13 protein-coding genes are annotated in these 19569 nt (G+C 52.6%); 10 read left to right on the top strand and 3 right to left on the bottom strand.

Annotated elements, in window-relative coordinates; all coding sequences use genetic code 11:
- Positions 1 to 69 precede the first annotated feature (69 nt).
- The 3 genes from ACJJIV_RS09670 to ACJJIV_RS09660 all read left to right on the top strand — a co-directional run bounded on the left by ACJJIV_RS09670 (position 70) and on the right by ACJJIV_RS09660 (position 3579).
- Complete coding sequence (locus ACJJIV_RS09670) at positions 70 to 1392, top strand: adenylosuccinate synthase (protein ID WP_444891554.1); 1323 nt, start codon at positions 70 to 72, stop codon at positions 1390 to 1392.
- Between the two features lie 142 nt (positions 1393 to 1534).
- Positions 1535 to 2188 (top strand): PAQR family membrane homeostasis protein TrhA, encoded by a 654-nt coding sequence (gene trhA / locus ACJJIV_RS09665; protein ID WP_252084211.1) that lies wholly within the window; start codon positions 1535 to 1537, stop codon positions 2186 to 2188.
- A 170-nt stretch (positions 2189 to 2358) separates the two neighbouring features.
- Positions 2359 to 3579 carry a lytic murein transglycosylase gene (locus tag ACJJIV_RS09660; RefSeq protein ID WP_444891553.1) on the top strand — a complete coding sequence of 407 codons (1221 nt, stop codon included), beginning with the start codon at positions 2359 to 2361 and terminating at the stop codon, positions 3577 to 3579.
- 7 nt (positions 3580 to 3586) lie between these two features.
- Here ACJJIV_RS09660 and ACJJIV_RS09655 read toward each other — a convergent pair whose 3' ends face one another.
- The 3 genes from ACJJIV_RS09655 to ACJJIV_RS09645 form a co-directional block, all read right to left on the bottom strand.
- Positions 3587 to 4609, bottom strand: coding sequence for a succinylglutamate desuccinylase/aspartoacylase family protein (locus ACJJIV_RS09655; protein ID WP_444891552.1), 1023 nt, complete (start codon positions 4607 to 4609; stop codon positions 3587 to 3589).
- An 82-nt stretch (positions 4610 to 4691) separates the two neighbouring features.
- Positions 4692 to 7772, bottom strand: a complete 3081-nt coding sequence (locus tag ACJJIV_RS09650; protein WP_444891551.1) for a DUF6531 domain-containing protein — start codon at positions 7770 to 7772, stop codon at positions 4692 to 4694.
- 23 nt (positions 7773 to 7795) lie between these two features.
- Complete coding sequence (locus tag ACJJIV_RS09645; protein WP_252084215.1) at positions 7796 to 8659, bottom strand: Stp1/IreP family PP2C-type Ser/Thr phosphatase; 864 nt, start codon at positions 8657 to 8659, stop codon at positions 7796 to 7798.
- A gap of 190 nt (positions 8660 to 8849) precedes the next feature.
- On the opposite strand from ACJJIV_RS09645, the gene ACJJIV_RS09640 reads away from it, so the two are divergent.
- The 7 genes from ACJJIV_RS09640 (at position 8850) to tssM (ending at position 19557) form a co-directional block, all read left to right on the top strand.
- The gene (locus ACJJIV_RS09640) at positions 8850 to 9569 is read left to right on the top strand and encodes a transposase (RefSeq protein ID WP_444891550.1); all 720 of its coding nucleotides are present in this window, start codon (positions 8850 to 8852) and stop codon (positions 9567 to 9569) included.
- A 70-nt stretch (positions 9570 to 9639) separates the two neighbouring features.
- Positions 9640 to 11139, top strand: a complete 1500-nt coding sequence (locus ACJJIV_RS09635; RefSeq protein WP_444891549.1) for a type VI secretion system contractile sheath domain-containing protein — start codon at positions 9640 to 9642, stop codon at positions 11137 to 11139.
- Between the two features lie 133 nt (positions 11140 to 11272).
- Positions 11273 to 13051 (top strand): type VI secretion system-associated FHA domain protein TagH, encoded by a 1779-nt coding sequence (gene tagH / locus ACJJIV_RS09630; RefSeq protein WP_444891548.1) that lies wholly within the window; start codon positions 11273 to 11275, stop codon positions 13049 to 13051.
- Between the two features lie 23 nt (positions 13052 to 13074).
- Positions 13075 to 13692 carry a type VI secretion system lipoprotein TssJ gene (gene tssJ / locus ACJJIV_RS09625; protein WP_444891547.1) on the top strand — a complete coding sequence of 206 codons (618 nt, stop codon included), beginning with the start codon at positions 13075 to 13077 and terminating at the stop codon, positions 13690 to 13692.
- Between the two features lie 66 nt (positions 13693 to 13758).
- Positions 13759 to 15096, top strand: a complete 1338-nt coding sequence (gene tssK / locus ACJJIV_RS09620) for a type VI secretion system baseplate subunit TssK (RefSeq protein WP_444883473.1) — start codon at positions 13759 to 13761, stop codon at positions 15094 to 15096.
- 1 nt (position 15097) lies between these two features.
- Positions 15098 to 15964, top strand: coding sequence for a type IVB secretion system protein IcmH/DotU (icmH, locus tag ACJJIV_RS09615; RefSeq protein WP_444891546.1), 867 nt, complete (start codon positions 15098 to 15100; stop codon positions 15962 to 15964).
- A gap of 53 nt (positions 15965 to 16017) precedes the next feature.
- Positions 16018 to 19557 (top strand): type VI secretion system membrane subunit TssM, encoded by a 3540-nt coding sequence (tssM, locus tag ACJJIV_RS09610; RefSeq protein WP_444887807.1) that lies wholly within the window; start codon positions 16018 to 16020, stop codon positions 19555 to 19557.
- The last annotated feature ends 12 nt before the right edge of the window (positions 19558 to 19569 follow it).

Raw genomic sequence — 19569 nt, 5'->3', positions numbered from 1 at the left:
GCAAGATTCATTGATGTAGGGGCCTCTCGGCCTCCTGCAGAACGAAACCTGAGTTAGAGATTGATACAGATGGGCAAGAATGTAGTAGTGCTGGGTACCCAGTGGGGCGATGAAGGCAAGGGTAAAATTGTCGATTTGCTGACAGAACAGGTCTCCCTGGTGGTGCGCTTTCAGGGCGGACATAACGCCGGCCATACCCTGGTGATCGACGGTGAGAAAACCGTACTGCACCTGATCCCCTCCGGTATCCTGCGCCCCAGCGTAACCTGCCTGATCGGCAACGGTGTGGTGCTGTCACCGGAAGCATTACTCAAGGAAATGTCTGAGTTGGAAGAGCGCGGTGTTCCAGTGCGCAAGCGCTTGCGCCTGTCCCCGGCCTGTCCTCTGATTCTACCGGTGCATGTGGCACTGGATCAGGCCCGTGAAAAGGCGCGCGGTGCCAAAGCAATCGGTACCACCGGTCGCGGCATCGGTCCCGCCTATGAAGACAAAGTTGCCCGCCGCGGTCTGCGCCTCGGTGACCTGTGTAACTGGGAGAACTTCTGCAATCAGCTCAAGGAGCTGATTGACTACCACAATTTTGCCCTGACCGAATACTACAAAGTCGATCCGGTGAGCTACGAGGACACTCTCGAGCAGGCTAAGATCTGGCGTGAGCAACTGGTGCCGATGATCATCGATGTGGCCGACCAGCTGCATAAGGCCCGCGAACAGGGTGAGCACATCCTATTCGAGGGGGCCCAGGGTTCCCTGCTGGATATTGACCACGGTACCTATCCGTTTGTGACCTCCTCCAATACCACTGCTGGCGGCACCGCCACTGGTTCTGGTTTTGGCCCTCTCTACCTGGACTACGTACTGGGTATCACCAAGGCCTACACCACCCGCGTTGGTAGTGGCCCTTTCCCCACCGAACTCGACTGTGAAGTAGGGCGTCACCTAGGTGAGAAGGGACATGAATTCGGTGCCACTACCGGGCGCCAGCGTCGCACCGGCTGGTTCGATGCGGTTGCCGTACGTCATGCTATTCGTATTAACAGTATCTCCGGCTTGTGTCTGACCAAGCTGGATGTGCTCGATGGTCTCGAGGAAGTGAAGATCTGTGTCGGTTACCGCAACAGTGCCGGAGAAGAAGTACCGGTACCTTTCGACGCTGCCGGTTGGGAGGGTGTAGAGCCTGAATACGAAAGCATGCCTGGCTGGACAGAGAATACCTTCGGTGTACGTCGTGAGGCGGACCTGCCGGCCAATGCCAAGGCTTATATCGCCCGTATCGAAGAGCTGGTGGGTGCGCCGGTAGATATTGTTTCTACAGGTCCCGACCGCAACGAGACGATCGTTCGCGCCTCTTCCGCTCTTTGTGAAATGGGAATCCATAACGCGAGCGTATAAGCCTCTAAAGCCTGTTTGTGAATCTATGGTCAAATCCTGGCCTTGCTATTTTTAGTGAGGCCTTTGATCATTAGACCTGATTCAAGTTATCGGTCGAGTGGTTTTGAAGCCACTCGCTACCAGAATTCAATCGGGCCAATTTATGACCTCTTCCGTTTCCGTTGCCAGCCGCTATAGCTTTGCTGAAGAGATTGCCAATAGCGTAACCCACGGTATCGGAGCCGTTCTGGCTATTGCTGGTTTGGGTGTTCTCACTGGTTTCGCCGCACTGCGCGGGGATGCCTGGCATATCGTCAGCTCCAGTGTCTATGCCTCCACCCTGATTCTTTGTTTCCTCGCCTCGACTCTTTATCACGCCGTCAGCCATATAGGCGCCAAGGCGATATTGCGAACTCTGGATCACTCCTCGATTTTTCTGCTGATTGCCGGTACTTATACGCCCTTTACCCTAGTGACCCTGCGCGGGCCCTGGGGCTGGTGGTTGTTTGGCATTATCTGGGGCTTGGCACTGCTGGGCCTGATTATCCAGTTCACTCCCTTGAAAAAGATCCGTGCACTGTCGATCACCCTCAGCGCCCTGATGGGCTGGGTGGTTATCGCTGCAATCAAGCCCCTGGCGAATAGTCTTGAGACCGGTGGTCTATGGCTGTTGGTGCTGGGGGGGCTCTGTTATACCGGCGGTATTGCTTTTTATTTGTGGCGCAGCCTGCGTTTTCACCATGCTATTTGGCACCTATTTGTGCTGGCTGGCGGTATTTTGCATTTCTTCGCCGTACTCTTTTACGTCATTCCCTGATTTTGTGGCCCTGGTCACAGGGCCTCGCCATCACCAGAACTTCCTTTCGACTCCACTGTCCCCATTAATGACGGATCAAGCGGATGACACCATTGGAGAAATCCGCCTTCCGGAAGAGAGAGGCTCGTTCTAACCTTGTGCGAGCGAAATGTCGTGTCAAAGGTACTCCCATGCCCAAATTGCAACGGTTCCCCGCACTGCTCTATGTTCTTACCCTCTGTTTGACGTTATTCACTCTACAGGCTCAGGCAGCCGATAAGCCGGACCCGGCTTTTGAAAAGTGGGTAAAGGAGTTCCGCCAAACGGCCATTAAGAATGGGATTTCCCCTCAGGTTTACGACCAGGCCTTTAAAGGCATTACCTCTCCTGACCAGTGGGTGCTGGATAGAGCCAGTTACCAGCCGGAATTCAAGGCGCCGGTGTGGCAGTACTTCGACAACCGTGTGCAAAAGCGCGCTATCGAGCGGGGCAAGCGGGAAAAAGAGAAGATGCAGCCCTGGCTCGATAAAATCGAGAAGCGCTTCGGTGTGGACCCCAATATCCTACTGGCAATCTGGTCGGTGGAATCGAGCTTCGGAGGCATTCTTGGCAATGAGACGGTAATGCGCAGTGTAATCCGCTCTCTCGCGACCCTGGCCTATGCAGATCCCCAGCGCAAGAAGTTTGGTCGGCAGCAGTTGTTGGCGGCACTGAAAATCCTGCAGGCCGGTGATGTTGAAGGTCAACACCTGCTTGGATCTTGGGCAGGAGCTATGGGGCACACGCAGTTTATCCCCACCAGCTACCAAGCTTATGCTGTAGACATCGACGGCGACGGCAAGCGTGATATCTGGAATTCGGTGCCGGATGCACTGGCTACCGCTGCCAATTTACTTTCCAGTAATGGCTGGCAGAAAGGTAAGCCCTGGGGCTATGAGGTCACCATTCCCGCCAAGAAAATGCCGGGCGGCAAATTGACAGTTGCGGAGTGGGAGAAGCTCGGAGTCAAGCGCGCCAATGGTGAGCCCTTTCCAAGTAAGAAAGCGGTGGCGGAGCTGAAGTTGCCTGATGGGCGCAATGGTCCGGCTTTTCTAGTATTTAAGAATTTCTTTGTACTCAAGCGTTACAACAACTCCGATCGTTATGCTATAGCCATTGGTTTACTTTCGGATCGTATTGGCGGCGGCGCGCCGCTGGTGAAAGACTGGAACCGCCCATTTACTCCGCTCGACGGCAGTCAAGTTGAACAGTTGCAAAAACTGCTGAAGCAGAAGGGTTTCTACAGTGGTGAGATTGATGGTAAAGCTGGTCCAGGAACACGAAAAGCGATAAAGGCTTTCGAGAAGAGCGCCGGTGTGGAGGAGAAGGGCTTTCCCAGTAAAGAGGTATTGGAGTTGCTTCAGAAACAGTAGGGCGCCTCTAGAAGTTCTCATCCGGTAGTAGGCTGTCCTGCAATAACTCGAGGTTTTCAACTACCTCCTGGGGTTCGTGGAAATAGGCGATGTGATACATCGCCTCGCCCTCCTGCACCAGTGGGATGTTCTGCTTGCCGATTATGATTCCCTCGCCATTACTGCGTACCTGGTCTAGTTCATTGCCATAGGGGTCGGCAACAGTGGCGAGCAGGTCACCTGCGTACACTTGATCACCAAGCGCTTTAAGGTGGGTGGCTATGCCGCTGTCGCCGGCTCTTAGCCAACCACTGCTACGAGCGATAAAGGGCTCTATCAAGCTGCGTCTACGCCTTACCGGGAGCATACCCAGATGCCTGAGAACGTTAGTCACTCCTTTCAGCCCAGCGCGAATGCACAACTCATCAAAGCGCAGGGCTTCTCCTGCCTCATACAGTAGGATTCTCACTCCCCGATCTGCGGCCGCCTGGCGTAGGGAGCCATCGCGAATCGATGCATTCAGCAATACCGGTACACCGAAAGCCTTGGCCATGGCACGGGTCACATCGTCGTCGAGATTGGCGCGTACCTGGGGAAGGTTACTGCGGTGGGCGGCCCCGGTATGTAGATCGATGCCGTAATCGCATTTGGCCACTATCTCACGCAGAAACACATGGGCCATACGCGCAGCCAGGGAGCCTTTGGCAGAACCGGGAAAGCTGCGATTGAGGTCGCGGCGATCGGGTAGGTAGCGGGTGTGCTGGAGCACACCGTAGACATTGACCATAGGTACGGCAATCAGGTTACCGCGAAGGGATTTTAGACTGCGGCTCTGAATCAAACGGCTGATGATTTCGATGCCGTTCAGCTCATCGCCGTGCACGGCCGCACAGACAAAAATCGTGGGACCCTCCCGTTTACCGCGCTGTACATAAACGGGTATGGCCATTTCTGTATTGGTGTAGAGGCTGACTACAGGCAGGTCTATATGGCGGGATTCCCCCTTGGCCACTGCGATACCGCCAATTTCAAAGTTCGGGGATTCTTGCATGGTTACGTTCGCAATTGAGAGCTCTAAGTTTAGGGAATAGAGCAGGCCAGGGTGGGCCCCGATGAGGGGCGCCAGTAGGATTTTAGAGCCTGATTAGCGGCATATTGGACGTAGTGTGAGAGAAAATCCTTGAGCCGTTCAGCCACATTTGCAGGGCGGGATTCCAATATCCGGAAGTGGTGTACCACAGGCCAGTCTCAATATCGGCGATCAAGCCGATACCGCGCCAGGGGCCAGGAGTTTGTCCAAAAGCTCGGCCATTTCTGTCCTCGGCATCTTTTCCCTGAGACCATTGCACCGTGCCCTGTGCGTCGAAAATAGCCAGCGGTTTTCCCTGTGAGTCAGTGTGATAGTACTCACAGCGGCCGGAGCTCCAGTGGCAGAGTACGGATCCGTTTAAGGGGTGTGTTATCCAATGGCCAATGCCGCGGGATTTACCATCGATCTGGTGTGCTTCAGCCCAGATGCCCAGGCCACTCCAACTGCTAGTGACCCGGCGCTGGCGTGACGATTTGCGATGGGTGCAGGTTTTACTCAGACGGCGCCCGAACGGGTCATAGCGGAAATGAGTTTTAAAATCGCCGCATTCTGCGGTGCTCATCAGCCCCCAACCGTCGTACTGGTATTGATAATCTCTGCGCCCGGGAATTTGCCGCTCGGCGACCACGTTGCCGCGCTTATCCCTGTCGATTTGTGCCTGGGGAAACCCGGTCTGGCGTATTGGAGTAGTGAGCTGTAGCGGGGGGCACTTATCGAATTGCCAAGCGAGGGCGAGTCCACTTTCCAGACTAAAAGGGCTTCCAAACCGATGTTTGATTGTACTGCGCACTTCTCCCTGAATATGAATAGTGTTTTGCTCTTTGAACTCACTGCGTAGCACCGGCTCGCCATTGGCATCCACACCGTAAAGCGCGCCACAGGGTGTGAGCGTGTAGGCCAAGTCGAGGTTGTCGGAGCTGGCGCTTCTCAACCAGCCGCGTGAATCGTACTGATACCTCAGACTGAAATCGCGCACGTCACTGCTGTCGTGGTTCTCGGCGATAACCCGGTTGCGTCGGTCGTATTTAAAACGGACAGATGAATGTAAATTGTTAGCTTGAATCAGGCGTTTTTCAGTATCGTAATGGAACTCATTAATTTGGCCATTATTATTGCGTATGCTGGCGAGGGTGCCTCTGTCGTAATAGTGGAAGTACCAACGGCAGTCGTTATCACAGTATTCACTTAGGCTGCCATCAACGCTGTAGTTCCAAGTGAGTTGGCGCTCGTCCGGGGTGCGGTGGCTGATCAGTTGGCCGAGTCCATCATATTGCCAATAGTAATCTCCGGTGGGGGTTTGCAGCTGGGTCAACTGGCCCTGGGTATTGTGGTGTAAAGCCCATTGGTTGCCATCGGCGAAATGTATCTGGCAAATACGGCCGCAGCTATCGTAGTCCCACTGCAAGCTTTGGCTGCTACTGGCATGGATGGCGTGGGGTTGGCCACGCTCGCAGTAATCGATTCCATATTGGTAGCTGCCTATGTGGGACTCGCGTAATTCGCCGGTGGGGCCATAGCGCCACTCACGCCAAGTTTCCCCATTGACGACCAGCGTGGTCATGCGCTGCCAGTGATCGTATTCGAAACCCCACTGCTTTTCCCCTCGGCGCACCGTTTGTAACTGCCCCTGGCCATCCCAGGTAAACTCAATGCAGCCGCCCTCGGGATCTGTAATTTGCGAGAGCAAACCGCGATCGCTATAGAGCAATTTCCACTCTTGCTGTTCTGGGTCGATAATTGCCTGTGGCCGTCCCTTGTCGCTGTAAGTGAACAGCCATGATTGTTGTTCACTTAACTGTACTGCCTGTGGGTAGCCGTCTTCACTGTATAAATAACGCTTGCTGTTGCTCCCTTCGGTGATGCGCCGTAAGCGGCCAAATTCATCGTAGCGGAAGAAGGTATGCTGTCCATCGGCATTAATCTGCTGGCATAGATTCCCGTAGCAGTCGTAGAGCCAGCTTTTTTGCCGCTGCCCTTGACGCTCTTTGGTGAGCTGGCCGAACTGGTTGAAGTGCAGCTGTTGTGGAGTTCGCTCAGTATTTTCTACCTGGCAATTCCCACGGTTGTGTTGCCAGGTTAATAATGTTTCCGATTCCTCTTGTATCAGCCTGTGGCAGTGCCCTTGCAGGTCGTATTCAAATTGACGCTTGCCACTCACACCGCTGTGCGCTTGCACAAGCAATAAATCGTGATAGTGATAGCTCTCCAGATCGTGGTTACTGTGGACTTCGGTTAGTAGACCGCCCTGGAATTCATAGCTGCACAGATTGCGCTGATCATCGGGAGCGTGGTTATTCAGCAGTTTGGTAAGGCGCCCGCCGCGGCTTTCGAAGTCGAGTACCCGCCCCCAGGAGCAGACAATTTTTCTGGGTAACCCCTCGCTGTAATCAATGGTTAGGGAATTGCCGAACTGATCTCGAATCTCGGTAAGCGGGAGTGCACTGTTGACTCCATCTGCGCGAAAAATTTTATCGGGCTCATTAAAGGTGGAGAGTCGATAGCTGTGCAGACTCTGCCGGAATAGCAGCAGTCGTTCGAAGCGGTTATAACAGCCGTGCCCAATCGCGGGTAATTGGAATTGAATCTTGCGGCCTTCGGCATTAAACAGTTCTACTTGGTTATCCTGCACCAGTAACTGTTCGCTCAGCGAATGACGCCAGCCAGCTCCAATTCCACTGTCTTCATCGATACTAGAGCGATAGTATCGTTTCCAAGAAAATGGCAGTGGCCCCGGTATTGTGAGGTCCACACATTCGAAGTTCAGTTCGCCGGTTGCAATGATTACCTGTTCGTGTACCCGACGGCACCGGCTAAGAGCGGGGACATGAGTCCCTAGTGGGTTGGTACCGGGAGTATTAATAAATTGAACTGGGCCCTCATTGACTCCGGGTAACAGCTCGACTTCAGGTGCAGCTGAAATTGTATAGGTGTTGACCTCGACAGTAGGTGGTTCTGGCCACAGAGGTCGGTGGTGGCCGTCAGTAATTTGGGCCTCGGGAAGTTCTTCAATAGCCTCCACCCAGCGATAGGCTGCCGCAGGATTTCCCTGGGGGAAGGTGGCTGTGGAGGGGCTTAAGACTTTGAGCAGGTTGGGGACCAGCTGGGTGAGACGTTCCGGTGTCATTCTTCAGCTTCCGGCAAACAGTTTTATCGTTGCGCTTTTCTGATAGTTACATCTGGTGATTTTGGTCTTTGGGTTGCGCTCTGCTCTTGTGCGAGTATCTGCGCTGCGGGTTGGGAGGAGTATTCAAGAATACCCGCACTGATATTGTCGCGTCCTCCCATTCTGTTGGCATCATCAATAAAGCGATAAACACACTCCAGAGCAGGGCGGTGAGTGGCAAGCACTCGCTCAATCGCATGATCGTCCAGATATTCAGTTAAGCCATCAGTGCAGAGTAATAGCAAAGCGTTCTCTGTTAATTTCCAGCTATTAATTTCTGCTTCTACAGAATTGGAAACGCCCAAAGCGCGGGTTATGTGATTTCGCACACTGGATTGCTGTGCCTGCTCCTCGCTTATTTGACCACTGTCTATCATTTCTTGAACAACACTGTGATCGCGCGTAAGGCGCTGTAAGCCGAAGTTATTCCATAGATAAGCGCGAGAATCACCAATATGCGCGACGATCAGGAAATCGTGCCACATAACAGCGACAACAATTGTTGTTCCCATTTTTGCAAAATGAGGGTTGGTATTTTTTGTGTTTAGGAGGGCGTTGTTGGCACTGTTGATAGCGTCGATCAAAGTCGCGCGTAAAATCAATTGTTGTTGCTCGGGTGTGCAGGAGAGAAAGGTATGTTTTAAAAGATCTTCTAAATGGAATTGAACGGTTTCTGCCGCTATTTTGCTAGCTGTGGCCCCGCCTGTGTATCCTCCCATACCATCCGCTATCACGATATAGGCGAAAGGTTGGTCGGCGCTGGCATACCAGCGAATACTATCCTCGTTTTCCTCGCGAACTTGACCAATGTCAGTGCGTCCGTTGACCGCCAGACTTATCTGATCCATGTCTGGTGCAACTCCCCTTTATTTAAATAGCAACAAAATGCAGCGTAACATGATTACAACCACTAACCAGAGTTCATGTTAACTTGGCAGTAGACTAAGTTTGAAATTTTTTTCCCTGATTTGCGATAATAAAACCTTTATTCATCACTAGAAAGGCATTGCGCCTTATAAAAAAGGATTTGCTGGCAAAATGCCTCGTTTGCCCAGGCTCAATCTAATAGATATCCCTCAGCATATTGTGCAAGTTGGTCACAATAATTTGCCGTGCTTCTTTGATGAGGAGGATTATCAATATTATTTGATTAGTTTGCGCAATGCTGCTGATCAGTACCATGTGGATGTGCATGCATACGTCCTGCTGCCCAATATGATTCAGGTTATTGCCACCCCGAGGGTTCCGGATGGCATACCTTCAATGATGCAATCTCTAGGGCGTCGTTACGTACAGTTTGTCAATCACCGTTACAAGCGTTCCGGCACCATTTGGCGAGGGCGTTATAAATCCAGCTTGATTGACTCCGATGCCTACCTGCTGACCTGCTACCGCTATGTGGAACTGCGCCCTCTTTATTTGGGACTTGCTGATTCACTGGGAAATTATCAGTGGTCAAGTTTCAATCATCATGTAAACACTAAGCATGATAATTTGATTAAAGATCATCGTTTATATACCGACTTGGGTGAAAATGCTGGGCAACGTGCACAGGCTTATCGCCAGCTTTTTCGCTATAGCTTTGATAGCCGGCTACTGGATTACATCGCTGAAACCATTAAGTTGGGACATGTTCTGGGTGGAGATGCTTTTAAAGATAAGATTGAGCAAATCGCCAATCAGAGGGTTCGTCCGCTGAAAAGAGGACGGCCAAGAAAATCGAATAAAATCGAAAAACAAGTAGTGGAAACCAAATAGATAAAAACGCATGATGAGTACAAGGGGTTTCGTTGTGCTGCGTATTTTTTTTACCTGTGGATAATTAACTGTGAGCAAAGCCACTATAGCTGCCGGATTTCAAATCCACGGCGATAAAAATAAAAAGGAAGAAACCATGGACCATGGCAGTGATATTCTAAAAGTCGCAATCTTGGGCGATTTTAGTGGTCGCTCCAGCCGTCGTCAGTGCGAGCCTGAGACTATTGCTCAGCGCAGGGTATATGTGCTGAACCGGGATACTTTTGAAGGAGTATTCAGTGATCTTAGGGTGAGCCTGCAGTTGCCGGTGATGGATGAGCCGCTGCAATTACCTTGTTTTGATGATTTACACCCAGATTACCTCTACAGCCGCCTACCGCTTTTCAAACATTTTATAGCGCTCGGTCAACGCCTGCGTGATCCTGGCCAATTCCAGCAAGCCGCAGAGGAGATTCGTCAGTGGAAACCGGAGCTGACTGAAACCGGGCAAGAGGCTGCGGATTATTCATCTGAGCAGTCAATCCTTGATGAGATTCTCGCGGCGGGTCGCGAGCGCCTGGCTAGGGAAAATGGCAGTGCTTTCCAGGTGGATCAACTGATTAGGGACATTGTTGCCCCCTATGTACAAAAAAGCGTGGATCCCATGCAAGGGGAGTATTTAAACGCCTTGGCCGAGGCGACCTCTTACACTATGCGCAAGGTGATGCATCATAGTGATTTCCGCCAGTTGGAGGCGAGCTGGCTCAGTCTGCATTTCTTAATGAGGCGACTAGACGAACATCCAAATTTGCAGCTGCACCTGATTGATGTCAGCAAGGAAGAGCTGCTTGCCGATTTTGCCAGTGCTGAGAGCGATCTGGAAAAGTCTCAGGTTTTTAAATTACTGGTTGAGCGTGAAACAGTCGCTGGTGATCGTCCCTACAACCTCGTGTTGGGTGACTTTTTTATTACGGACGAGGAGAGGGATCTGCATCTATTGATCGATCTCTCCACTATTGCGGAAGCGGCTGGAAGTACTCTGTTTCTCGGAGGGGACACCAAACTGGCCGGCTGTCCCAGCTTGGCAGGATCGGTTGATCCAGATGATTGGTATTATCCTTTGAGTGAGCGCTTTGCCGAAAGCTGGCAGGCGGTACGGGATTACTCCGCCAGTGAGTATGTTGCACTGGCAGCCCCCCGCTTTATGTTACGGCTGCCATTTGGCCGTGAGACCTCCACCACTGAGCATTTTGATTTTGAAGAACTAACCCCCGATCAGGGCCACCAATACTATCAGTGGGGTAATAGTGCCTATCTGCTCGCCTTGGCTATCTGCCAGCGTTTTTCCACAACCGGCAGATTCCAGGCTCCCACCTCTGCAACCTATGAAAGCCTGCCTTTGCATCTGCGTAAACTGCCCCAGGGACAGTGGATTACCCCCTGTGCTGAAGCGTTGCTTACCGATCGTGCAGCAGCAGAGTTTAGTCAGGCGGGGCTGAGTACTATGCGCTCGGTACAGGGCCGCGATCAGATTGTCCTCCCCAGTTTGAGATCTCTCGCCGGTGGAGAATTAAAAGGGCCCTGGAGTTAAAAAGTATTTCCCGGTCACGGCATTCTCTGTAGGCCGGGTTTGAATTTCTTGTGTGGAAGGCCATTGTGCCCGAATCATTTTCGCTCTCTTTGGTAGTTTGTGTCCCAGCGGATGAGCGAAGTACAACAACTGTGTGAGTCAGGAAGACATGGATCTAATTCTCTCAGTATTGGCCGACCCCGCAGGGGCCAATATGCTCAAGCACACCAAGCTGTTCACTAAAGATGGGGGTAGTCTGGGGCGCTCTGCTGATAATTACTGGGTGCTACCCGATCCCGAACGTGTTGTCTCATCTCAGCACGCGCAAATTTCTTTCAGTGATGGGCAATTTTTCCTGACAGATACCAGCACTAACGGTACCTATCATAACGATGGCGATAACCCGCTGGGTAAAGGCAATAAACTCCCTCTGAACGAGGGGGATATCATCAATGTGGGTGAATATCGCCTCAAGGTGACGTTGCGACAGCCTCAGGCCGAAAGTGACCTGCCAAAGGGATTGGGCAGTGCCGATTTTCTCGATACTTCCGATCGCACCACCTTCAATGCCAGTGCTATGGCCAAGATGCAGAGCCAAGCGGAGGCAAAGCAGCTGGATAACTGGTTGGAACCCGGTGGTAGCAACGATATTTCCCAGTCTGGCGAATGGGGTTACGTCCCACAGAGTAGTCAGAGTGCTCCCGCGCAGGATGATTTACTGGCTGCAGATCCGGGTCCACTGGACCCCATGTCGGCTTTTGAGCAGCCTCAGTCTTTCGGGGCGTCAGATGTGCAGGGACTCGGTTCACTTGGTAGCGAACCCCAAGGGCAGGCGGCGCCAGGGCAATGGTCCGATGATGAGTGGTGGAAAGATGGCAGTGCCCAGGACCATGTGCCGGCAGATCAACACTCTGTGCAAATTGCTCCACAAACTCCGGCCCAGTCATTTGAGGCTCCTCCCTCCACACAGCCTCAAGCACCTCAGCCGCAATCTTTCCAGGCGCCAGCTCCGCAACCCCAGGTAGCTCCTCAGCCTCCGCTTGCGCCCCCATCACAGCCAGTTGCCCAACAGCAGCCCCAGTTCGCCCCAGCGCCAGTGTCACCACCCCCGGTACAAATGCAGCCACAAGCCCCGCAGGCTCCACAGGATAATCCTTTTGCGGATTCTTTTGCGGCAATACAGGGACAACAGGTAGCGGGCGCACCGGGCTTTGATACTGCACAGGCGCCTCCTGCAAGCCCTATGGGTTTTGCCTCTCAGGGGCAGAGCTTTTCCCAATTGCAACAACCGACTCCTGTTCAGCAGAGCCCGGCGCCTGAAGTACCGGTAGCGCCGGTGCAGCCAGCCCCGGTTCCTCCGGTATCCAGTGTGCTGGCGGCAACGCTGGGCCTGAATATGAATCCCGGGCAACAACAAATAGCCGATCAACAGGCCGCGGAGATCGTCCGTGAAACGGTTTCCCGCCTGATCGACCTCCTACGTGCGCGCAGCAGTATCAAGAATGAGCTGCGTGTACAGCGCACTATGATCCAGACAGAGGCGAATAACCCACTGAAATTCAGTGCCACGGAGAGAGATGCGCTGGAGGCGATGTTCGCCGGTAATGGTGCTTTTTTACAGCCCAAGGAGGCGGTGCAGGATAGTTTCGATGATCTCTCCGATCACCAGGTCGCGGTGCTGGCGGGGATGCGCGCTGGTTACAGTGCGATGCTGCAGTATTTCAGCCCGGACAATATTGAACGTCGCCTGGGGAATACCTCTGGTGTATTCGGCAATAAGAATGCAAAGAAATGGGAGGGCTTCAGCACGATGTATCGGGAATTAGTGGGCGATCCGGATGCTTGTTACCGCAAGCTTTTCGGTGATGAGTTTGCTGTGACTTATGAAAACCAGTTATCTGAGCTGAAGAATGCCAGACAGCTGAAAAATTAATAGATCGGAAGAGGGAATTGGTCGTGTCCATAACAAAGTTACTGAAATTCACCCTACTCGGAATACTGGTAGTTAGCCTGGCAGCGTGCCAAACAACTAGGCGCACCCTGAATCTGGATACTAGTGTCGAGCTCTCGGTCAACATCCGCAGTGACGTCAATCCGGATGATGATGGTCGTGCATCGCCGGTGGTAGTGCGCGTGTTTATGCTGGCAGATGACCGCCAGTTTGCCCGAGAGGATTTCCTTAATCTTTATGAAAATGCGGAATCCCGTCTCGGCAAGGATCTCCTTGATACCGTTATCCTGAAGGAGTTCGCACCTGGTGAGCAGCGTGTGGAAGAGCTGCCTTTGACTCCAGAAGTGAAGTACATCGGTTTATTGGCAGAATTTGTGCAGTATCAAAAAGCCGATGCACTCATGGTACTGCCGATAACCGACCACAAAAAGAATAGTTATCAGATTGCCCTGGCCGACACGCGTATCGGCACACTCGATAATATCGCCAAGCGACGCCGAGGCATTGTTTCACCGCTATCTCGCAACGATACCAGTGGGAAGAAGGGCGACACGGTGACAATTTCCAGTGAAGACTATGACTTGATGAAGAAGCGTCTTCAGGAAGCGGAAAAATCTAAATAGAGCGTCGCTCAGCACAGGTTTAATTAAGCCCACTTCAAGTGGAATTGGGTTTTACAAGGAAGACATATGTCGGTTAACAACAAGGTGATCTGGAGTGAGGGCATGTTTTTACGCCCTCAACATTTCCAGCAGCAGGACCGCTATCTCGAACAGTTAGTTGAGGCTCGCACAGCTTCGCTGGGGCCCTATACCTGGGGTGTGCTGGAGCTGGCGATCGATAGTGAACCGCTCTCTATGGGGAAGATATCGCTATCCCGTGTACGTGCGATATTTCCCGATGGTACGCCAATTCTTGCACCGGAAAATGAAATCCTACCGGATGTCCTGGATGTGCCGGTTAACACCCGCGATGAGATCGTCTATCTATGTGTACCGATGAAGCGTCCCGGCAGCCAGGAATCCATCCGTGACCAGGAAGATTTTCCCCAGGCGCGCTACCAGACAGCAAACTTCGATGCGCGCAATAGTGCCGCAGCCTCTGGGGAGTCTGCCCGTATCCAGGTGGGCAAACTGCGAGTGTGTCTCAAGCTTGAGAGCGATGATCTCAGTGGGTACGCGTCTATTGGTATCGCCAGAATACGTGAGCGCCAGCCGGAGAAACCGGTCGAGTTGGATTCTGACTATATTCCACCGCTATTGAATGCAGAGACTTCAGCGGTAATCAAAGCCTATATCGAAGAGGTTAAAGGCCTGTTGGATCACCGCGGCTCCGCGCTGGGACACCGCCTGAGTGATAGTGGCCGCAGCGGCTCAGCAGAGATTGCCGATTACCTGTTGCTGCAGGTTATTAATCGTTTTGAACCCCTGCTAAAACAAATTACTGCTCAGCCACGCCTGCACCCGCACAGTTTGTTTGTGGAGTTGCTGCAATTGGCTGGTGAGCTGTCGACATTTACTTCATCGACCAAGCGCCCGCCGGAAATCCCCAGTTACTCGCACGAAAACCTACAACTCAGCTTTGCTGGGTTGTTTTCAGCCCTGCGCCAGTCGCTCTCTACAGTTCTGGAGCAGACTGCTATTGCCATGGAATTGGTGCAGAGAAAGTTTGGTATTTATGTGGCCCCGGTTTCCGATCCCTCGCTACTGAAAACGGCCAGCTTCGTGATGGCTGCTAAAGCCGATATGCCCGGCGACCTGTTGCGCAGTCGTTTCCCCACGCAGGCCAAAGTGGCGCCAGTGGAAGCTATCCGTGAGTTGATTTCCGCTCAGCTGCCGGGATTGTCATTGCGCCCCTTGCCAGTGGCGCCGAGACAAATTCCCTATCACGCGGGTTTTACCTATTTCGAAATGGAGCGCAGCGGTGAGCTGTGGCAGGCCATGCAGAGATCTGGGGGCTTTGCGGTGCATCTCGGCGCGGAATTTCCGGGGCTGACCATGGAGCTCTGGGCCATAAGGAATAACTGATATGAGCAACGACAGCTTCAGCCCTCCACCGTCGCCTAATGCAGGTGACAGGACCGTAATGATTCCCACTCCAGGTGCCGCAGCTCCGGTGCAGTCTGGTTCATCTGCACAGCCGCAGTTCTTTGCCAATCCCGGCAGTTCAGCGGATATGCAGATTCGCAATAGTTTGAATCCCCTGGTCTCCGCAGCCTCCAAGCTGCTGGGGGTGATTATCAAGCTGCGCACAACCATGAATCACTCCAATGTGCCGGATCTGCACAAGCGGCTGACCAAGGAAATTCAGGCATTTGAGCGGGAATCCAAACAGCTGGGTCTGGCCCCTGAGGCAGTGCTTACCGCGCGCTATCTGCTGTGTACCGTTGTGGATGAAGTGGTGCTGACTACGCCCTGGGGTACGGCGAGTGGTTGGAGTCAGCACTCGTTGCTCAGCCTGTTCCACAAGGAGACTTTTGGTGGTGAGAAATGTTTTTCCATTCTGCAGCGTATGCTGGAAACCCCTGCGTCTCACCTGGAGTTGTTAGAGCTCTTTTATCTTTGCCTCAGTCTCGGTTTTCAAGGCAAGTATCGCTTGGTGCAGCGGGGCCACGAGCAGATTGAGCAGATTCGCGATGAGCTTTATCGGACCATAGAGCAGCACAAATCGGCAATGGACCGCGACCTATCTCCCCACTGGCAGGGCTGTGTCGAGCGCAAGTCAGGCCTGATTCACTACATGCCTTTGTGGGTGATTATGAGCGTCGCACTGGGGTTGTTGGTTGCCACCTACAGCGGCTATCGCTGGTGGCTTTACGAAACGACTACCCCTGTGGCTGACCGAGTAGTGGAATTAACAGGCAGTGACAGTGAGCCCCCGCAAGGGGAAGGGTGACACTCGGACCGAATTGATCCGGTGCCGATTGAGCCCGGGAGATGGAGCTATTCATGAAACGCTTGCGCGACTTTTTTACCAATAAATGGGTGCTTGGCATTATCGGCCTCGCAGCCCTGTCTGTTCTGATTTGGTTTGGGGCGGACTACATCAAGTTTGGCAGTGATAACGCCACACTGTCCCATACAGTTCGCATTACCATCATCGTTTTTATTTTCGCAATTTGGTTGGTGTGGAACCTGAGCCAGTGGCTGGTTGAACGGCGCCAAAACCAGGCTCTGATTAAGGGCATTGAAGAGTCTCAGGAAGATACCCAGGATCCGGATGAAGAGCATTCCCTCGAGGAGCTTGAGGCTTTATCGGGGCGTTTCCGCGAGGCCATGGATGTATTGCGCAACGCTCGCTTTAAGTCAGAGAAGGGCAAGGTGTCCCTGTACCAGCTGCCCTGGTACGTCATTATTGGTCCACCCGGCTGCGGCAAAACTACTGCGTTGGTAAATTCAGGGTTGGAATTTCCCCTGGCGCAAAGCCACGGTAAAGAAGCCCTGGGAGGAGTTGGCGGCACGAGAAATTGCGATTGGTGGTTTACCAACGATGCAGTTTTGATCGATACCGCCGGCCGTTATACCACTCAGGACAGCCACCGGGTTTACGACAACAGTGCCTGGCGAGCATTCCTCGGATTATTGAAACGCTATCGTCGTCGCAGGCCGATTAATGGTGCCCTGGTTGCCATCAGTTTGCAGGACCTGATGGTACAGACCGATGAACAGCGCCAACATCAGGCCAAGACGATTCGTTCGCGAGTGAATGAACTCCAGCAGGAGCTGGGTATACGTTTCCCTATTTACCTCACCTTTACCAAGTGTGATTTGGTAGCGGGCTTTAGTGAATTTTTTGACAACCTTTCACAGGCGGAGCGCGAGCAGGTCTGGGGTATGAGTTTTCCCCGTGAAGCCAATGCCGCTGTCGGCGCGCCGTTGGATAACTTCAGGGCCGAGTTTAACCAGCTGATTGAGCGCTTAAATCAGAGGGTATTGTGGCGTGTGCACCAAGAGCGCAATGTTGAGAAGCGCGCGCTGCTGCAGGGATTTCCCGCCCGCATGGAGAGTTTGTCAGATATTTTAGCGGACTTTATCAAGCAGACCTTCGAGCCAAACCGCTATGAAACTGTGCCTATGGTTCGCGGTATATATTTTACCAGTGGTACCCAGGAGGGCAGCCCGGTAGACCGTATGATGGCTTCGGTAACAGCGGATTTTGGCCTGGAGCGCAGTGTTGGGCCCAAATTCCAAGGGGTTGGAAAAAGTTTCTTCCTGAATCGCCTGCTCAAGGATGTGGTATTCCCCGAAGCTGAATTGGTGGGGGTCAATCGCAAGGTAGAGAGCGCTAACCTGTGGTTGCGCAGAGGGGTATATGTCACTTTAGCTGCGGCATTTGTGGGTTCGATCTTTCTCTGGAGTGGCAGTCTCGCATCTAACAAATTGTCCATGGGTGAAGTCAATGACCACCTGGCGGCCTATGAGCAAGCCGAGGAAAAGCTTAAGGGCAAGAGGCCTACACCGGCGAATGTTTTGCAGATGCTCGAACCCTTGCGGCAGGCGACTTCGGTGTATGACCGCGAGGAGCACCCCTGGATCTCCAATTTGGGCTTGTATGACACCCGTATAGATCAGACGCTGGATAACCTCTACCGGCAAAAGCTTGAAGAGATCTTTTTACCGGCGCTATTGCGAGATATTGAAAGTAACCTCAGCCGCTTGGGGAGTGATGACCCTGCACTGGTCAGTACCCTCAAAACCTATCTAATGTTCTTCAACCCGGACAAATTGGACATCACGACCGTTGAGGGCTACTACAGCGCCCGCTGGGAACGCCAATTACCCGGCGAAGCTCAGGAGCAAGATAATTTACGCTACCACCTCGATCAATTGTTGGCGCGCCCAATACCTGAAAGTGTTCAACAAAATGAGCGTGTAGTGGCTCGCGCCCGCCAACAGCTGCGACGCATCCCTGTGCCGCAAAGGCTGTTTGCGCAATTACAAAATAGCGATCTTGGGCAGACCTCTGTCGACTTGTATCAGGAAATCGGCGGTGATACCCAACAGGTGTTTGGTGTGAGAGCTGGCGATTCACGCTTTAGTATCCCCTTCCTATATACCAAGGCGGGTTATAAGGACGTGGACTTTGGTGCAGATTCCCAGTTGATGACCACTATGGCGGATGAGCGCTGGATCTACGGTGGGGAACTCAGTGGTGAGGACTTTACCGAAGCTGACCGGACGAAACTTGGCGAGGATGTAAAGCGTATTTATCTGGGGGAGTATCTTCAGCACTGGCAATCCTTCCTTGGCGGTTTCAGCATTCGCAGATTCAACAGCACTTCCCAGGCGCTTGAGGTTCTCTCAACCCTGTCAGACCCCATTTATTCCCCATTACTGGCAATCACGGAAATTACTTCGGATAACACACGCCTGACATTGCGACCGGAGCTGTCGGTGGATGCCAAGGGGGTGCCATTACCGGTATCCAGTACAACTCGCCGACTCGGTGGTGCGGCACTGGATAGCGCGGCAGGGGCGTTGAAGGACCGCTACAAGCCTAATATTGTCGATGTGCGCTTTGAGGAAATACAGCGCATTACACAAAGCGAGAAAGGCAGACCCGCACGGGTTCAGGAGTATCTCCAGACTATCAATAAGATTCAGGAATATCTGACTGAAATTGACAGTGCTCCAGACTCCAATGAAGCGGCGTTCGCTAGTGCCAAAGCCCGTTTTGCTGGGGGCGGCGATGCGATTAAGCAGCTAAGAGTCAAAGCGGCCAATGCGCCGGCGCCTTTTGATAAATGGCTGACCGAAATTGCTGACAGCACTTGGGCTCTGGTTATGTCGAAAGCCAAGGGGCATCTAAACCGGGTATGGCGTGAGCAAGTTTATCAAAGCTACGCCAGCAGCCTGGCAAATCGCTATCCGCTGCGCAGTGACCGGGACCAGGAAGTACCAGTTATTGAATTTAATCAATACTTCAAGCCTGGGGGGATTGAGCAAAAGTTTGTTACTGAATACTTAAAGCCTTTCGTCGATACAAGAAATTGGAAAGTGAAGTATGTGGAAGGGCAGGGTATGAGCCTTTCAACTGAAACGCTGTCCCAGCTGCGTAGAGCGGAGAAGATTCGTAAGACCTTCTTTAAATCGGGAGAAAGCGCAGCTTATTCTTTCCGTATAGAGCCAACCAAGCTGGATTCCAGTGTGCGCCTGTTTGAACTTGAGCTGGGAGATCAGCGTGTTCCCTATTCGCATGGCCCCAAGACCAGTAAAAAACTTACATGGCGCGGTGGTGAGAGTAATCGGGTGCGGATTATCTTTGAAGATCTCAATGAAACCGTACACCGTAAACATTTCGAAGGAGATTGGGCTTGGTATCGACTTCTTGCAAGCTCAGATCTTGAGACAGGGCGAAGCAATGCTGAGCGTTTGGTGACCTTCTCTGAAGAAGGGCGGAAAGCACAATTCAAACTAGTGGCTTCGAATGTAAATAATCCTTTCGATCGTAGTTTACTGCGTGGTTATCGGTGCCCGGAGACTCTGTAGTAGGGAGTGAGT

The sequence above is a fragment of the Microbulbifer mixtoriginis (SeqCode) genome (assembly GCF_052466765.1).
The sequence above is the reverse complement of the archived record's forward strand: the minus strand, read 5'-3'. Positions and strand labels throughout refer to the sequence as shown.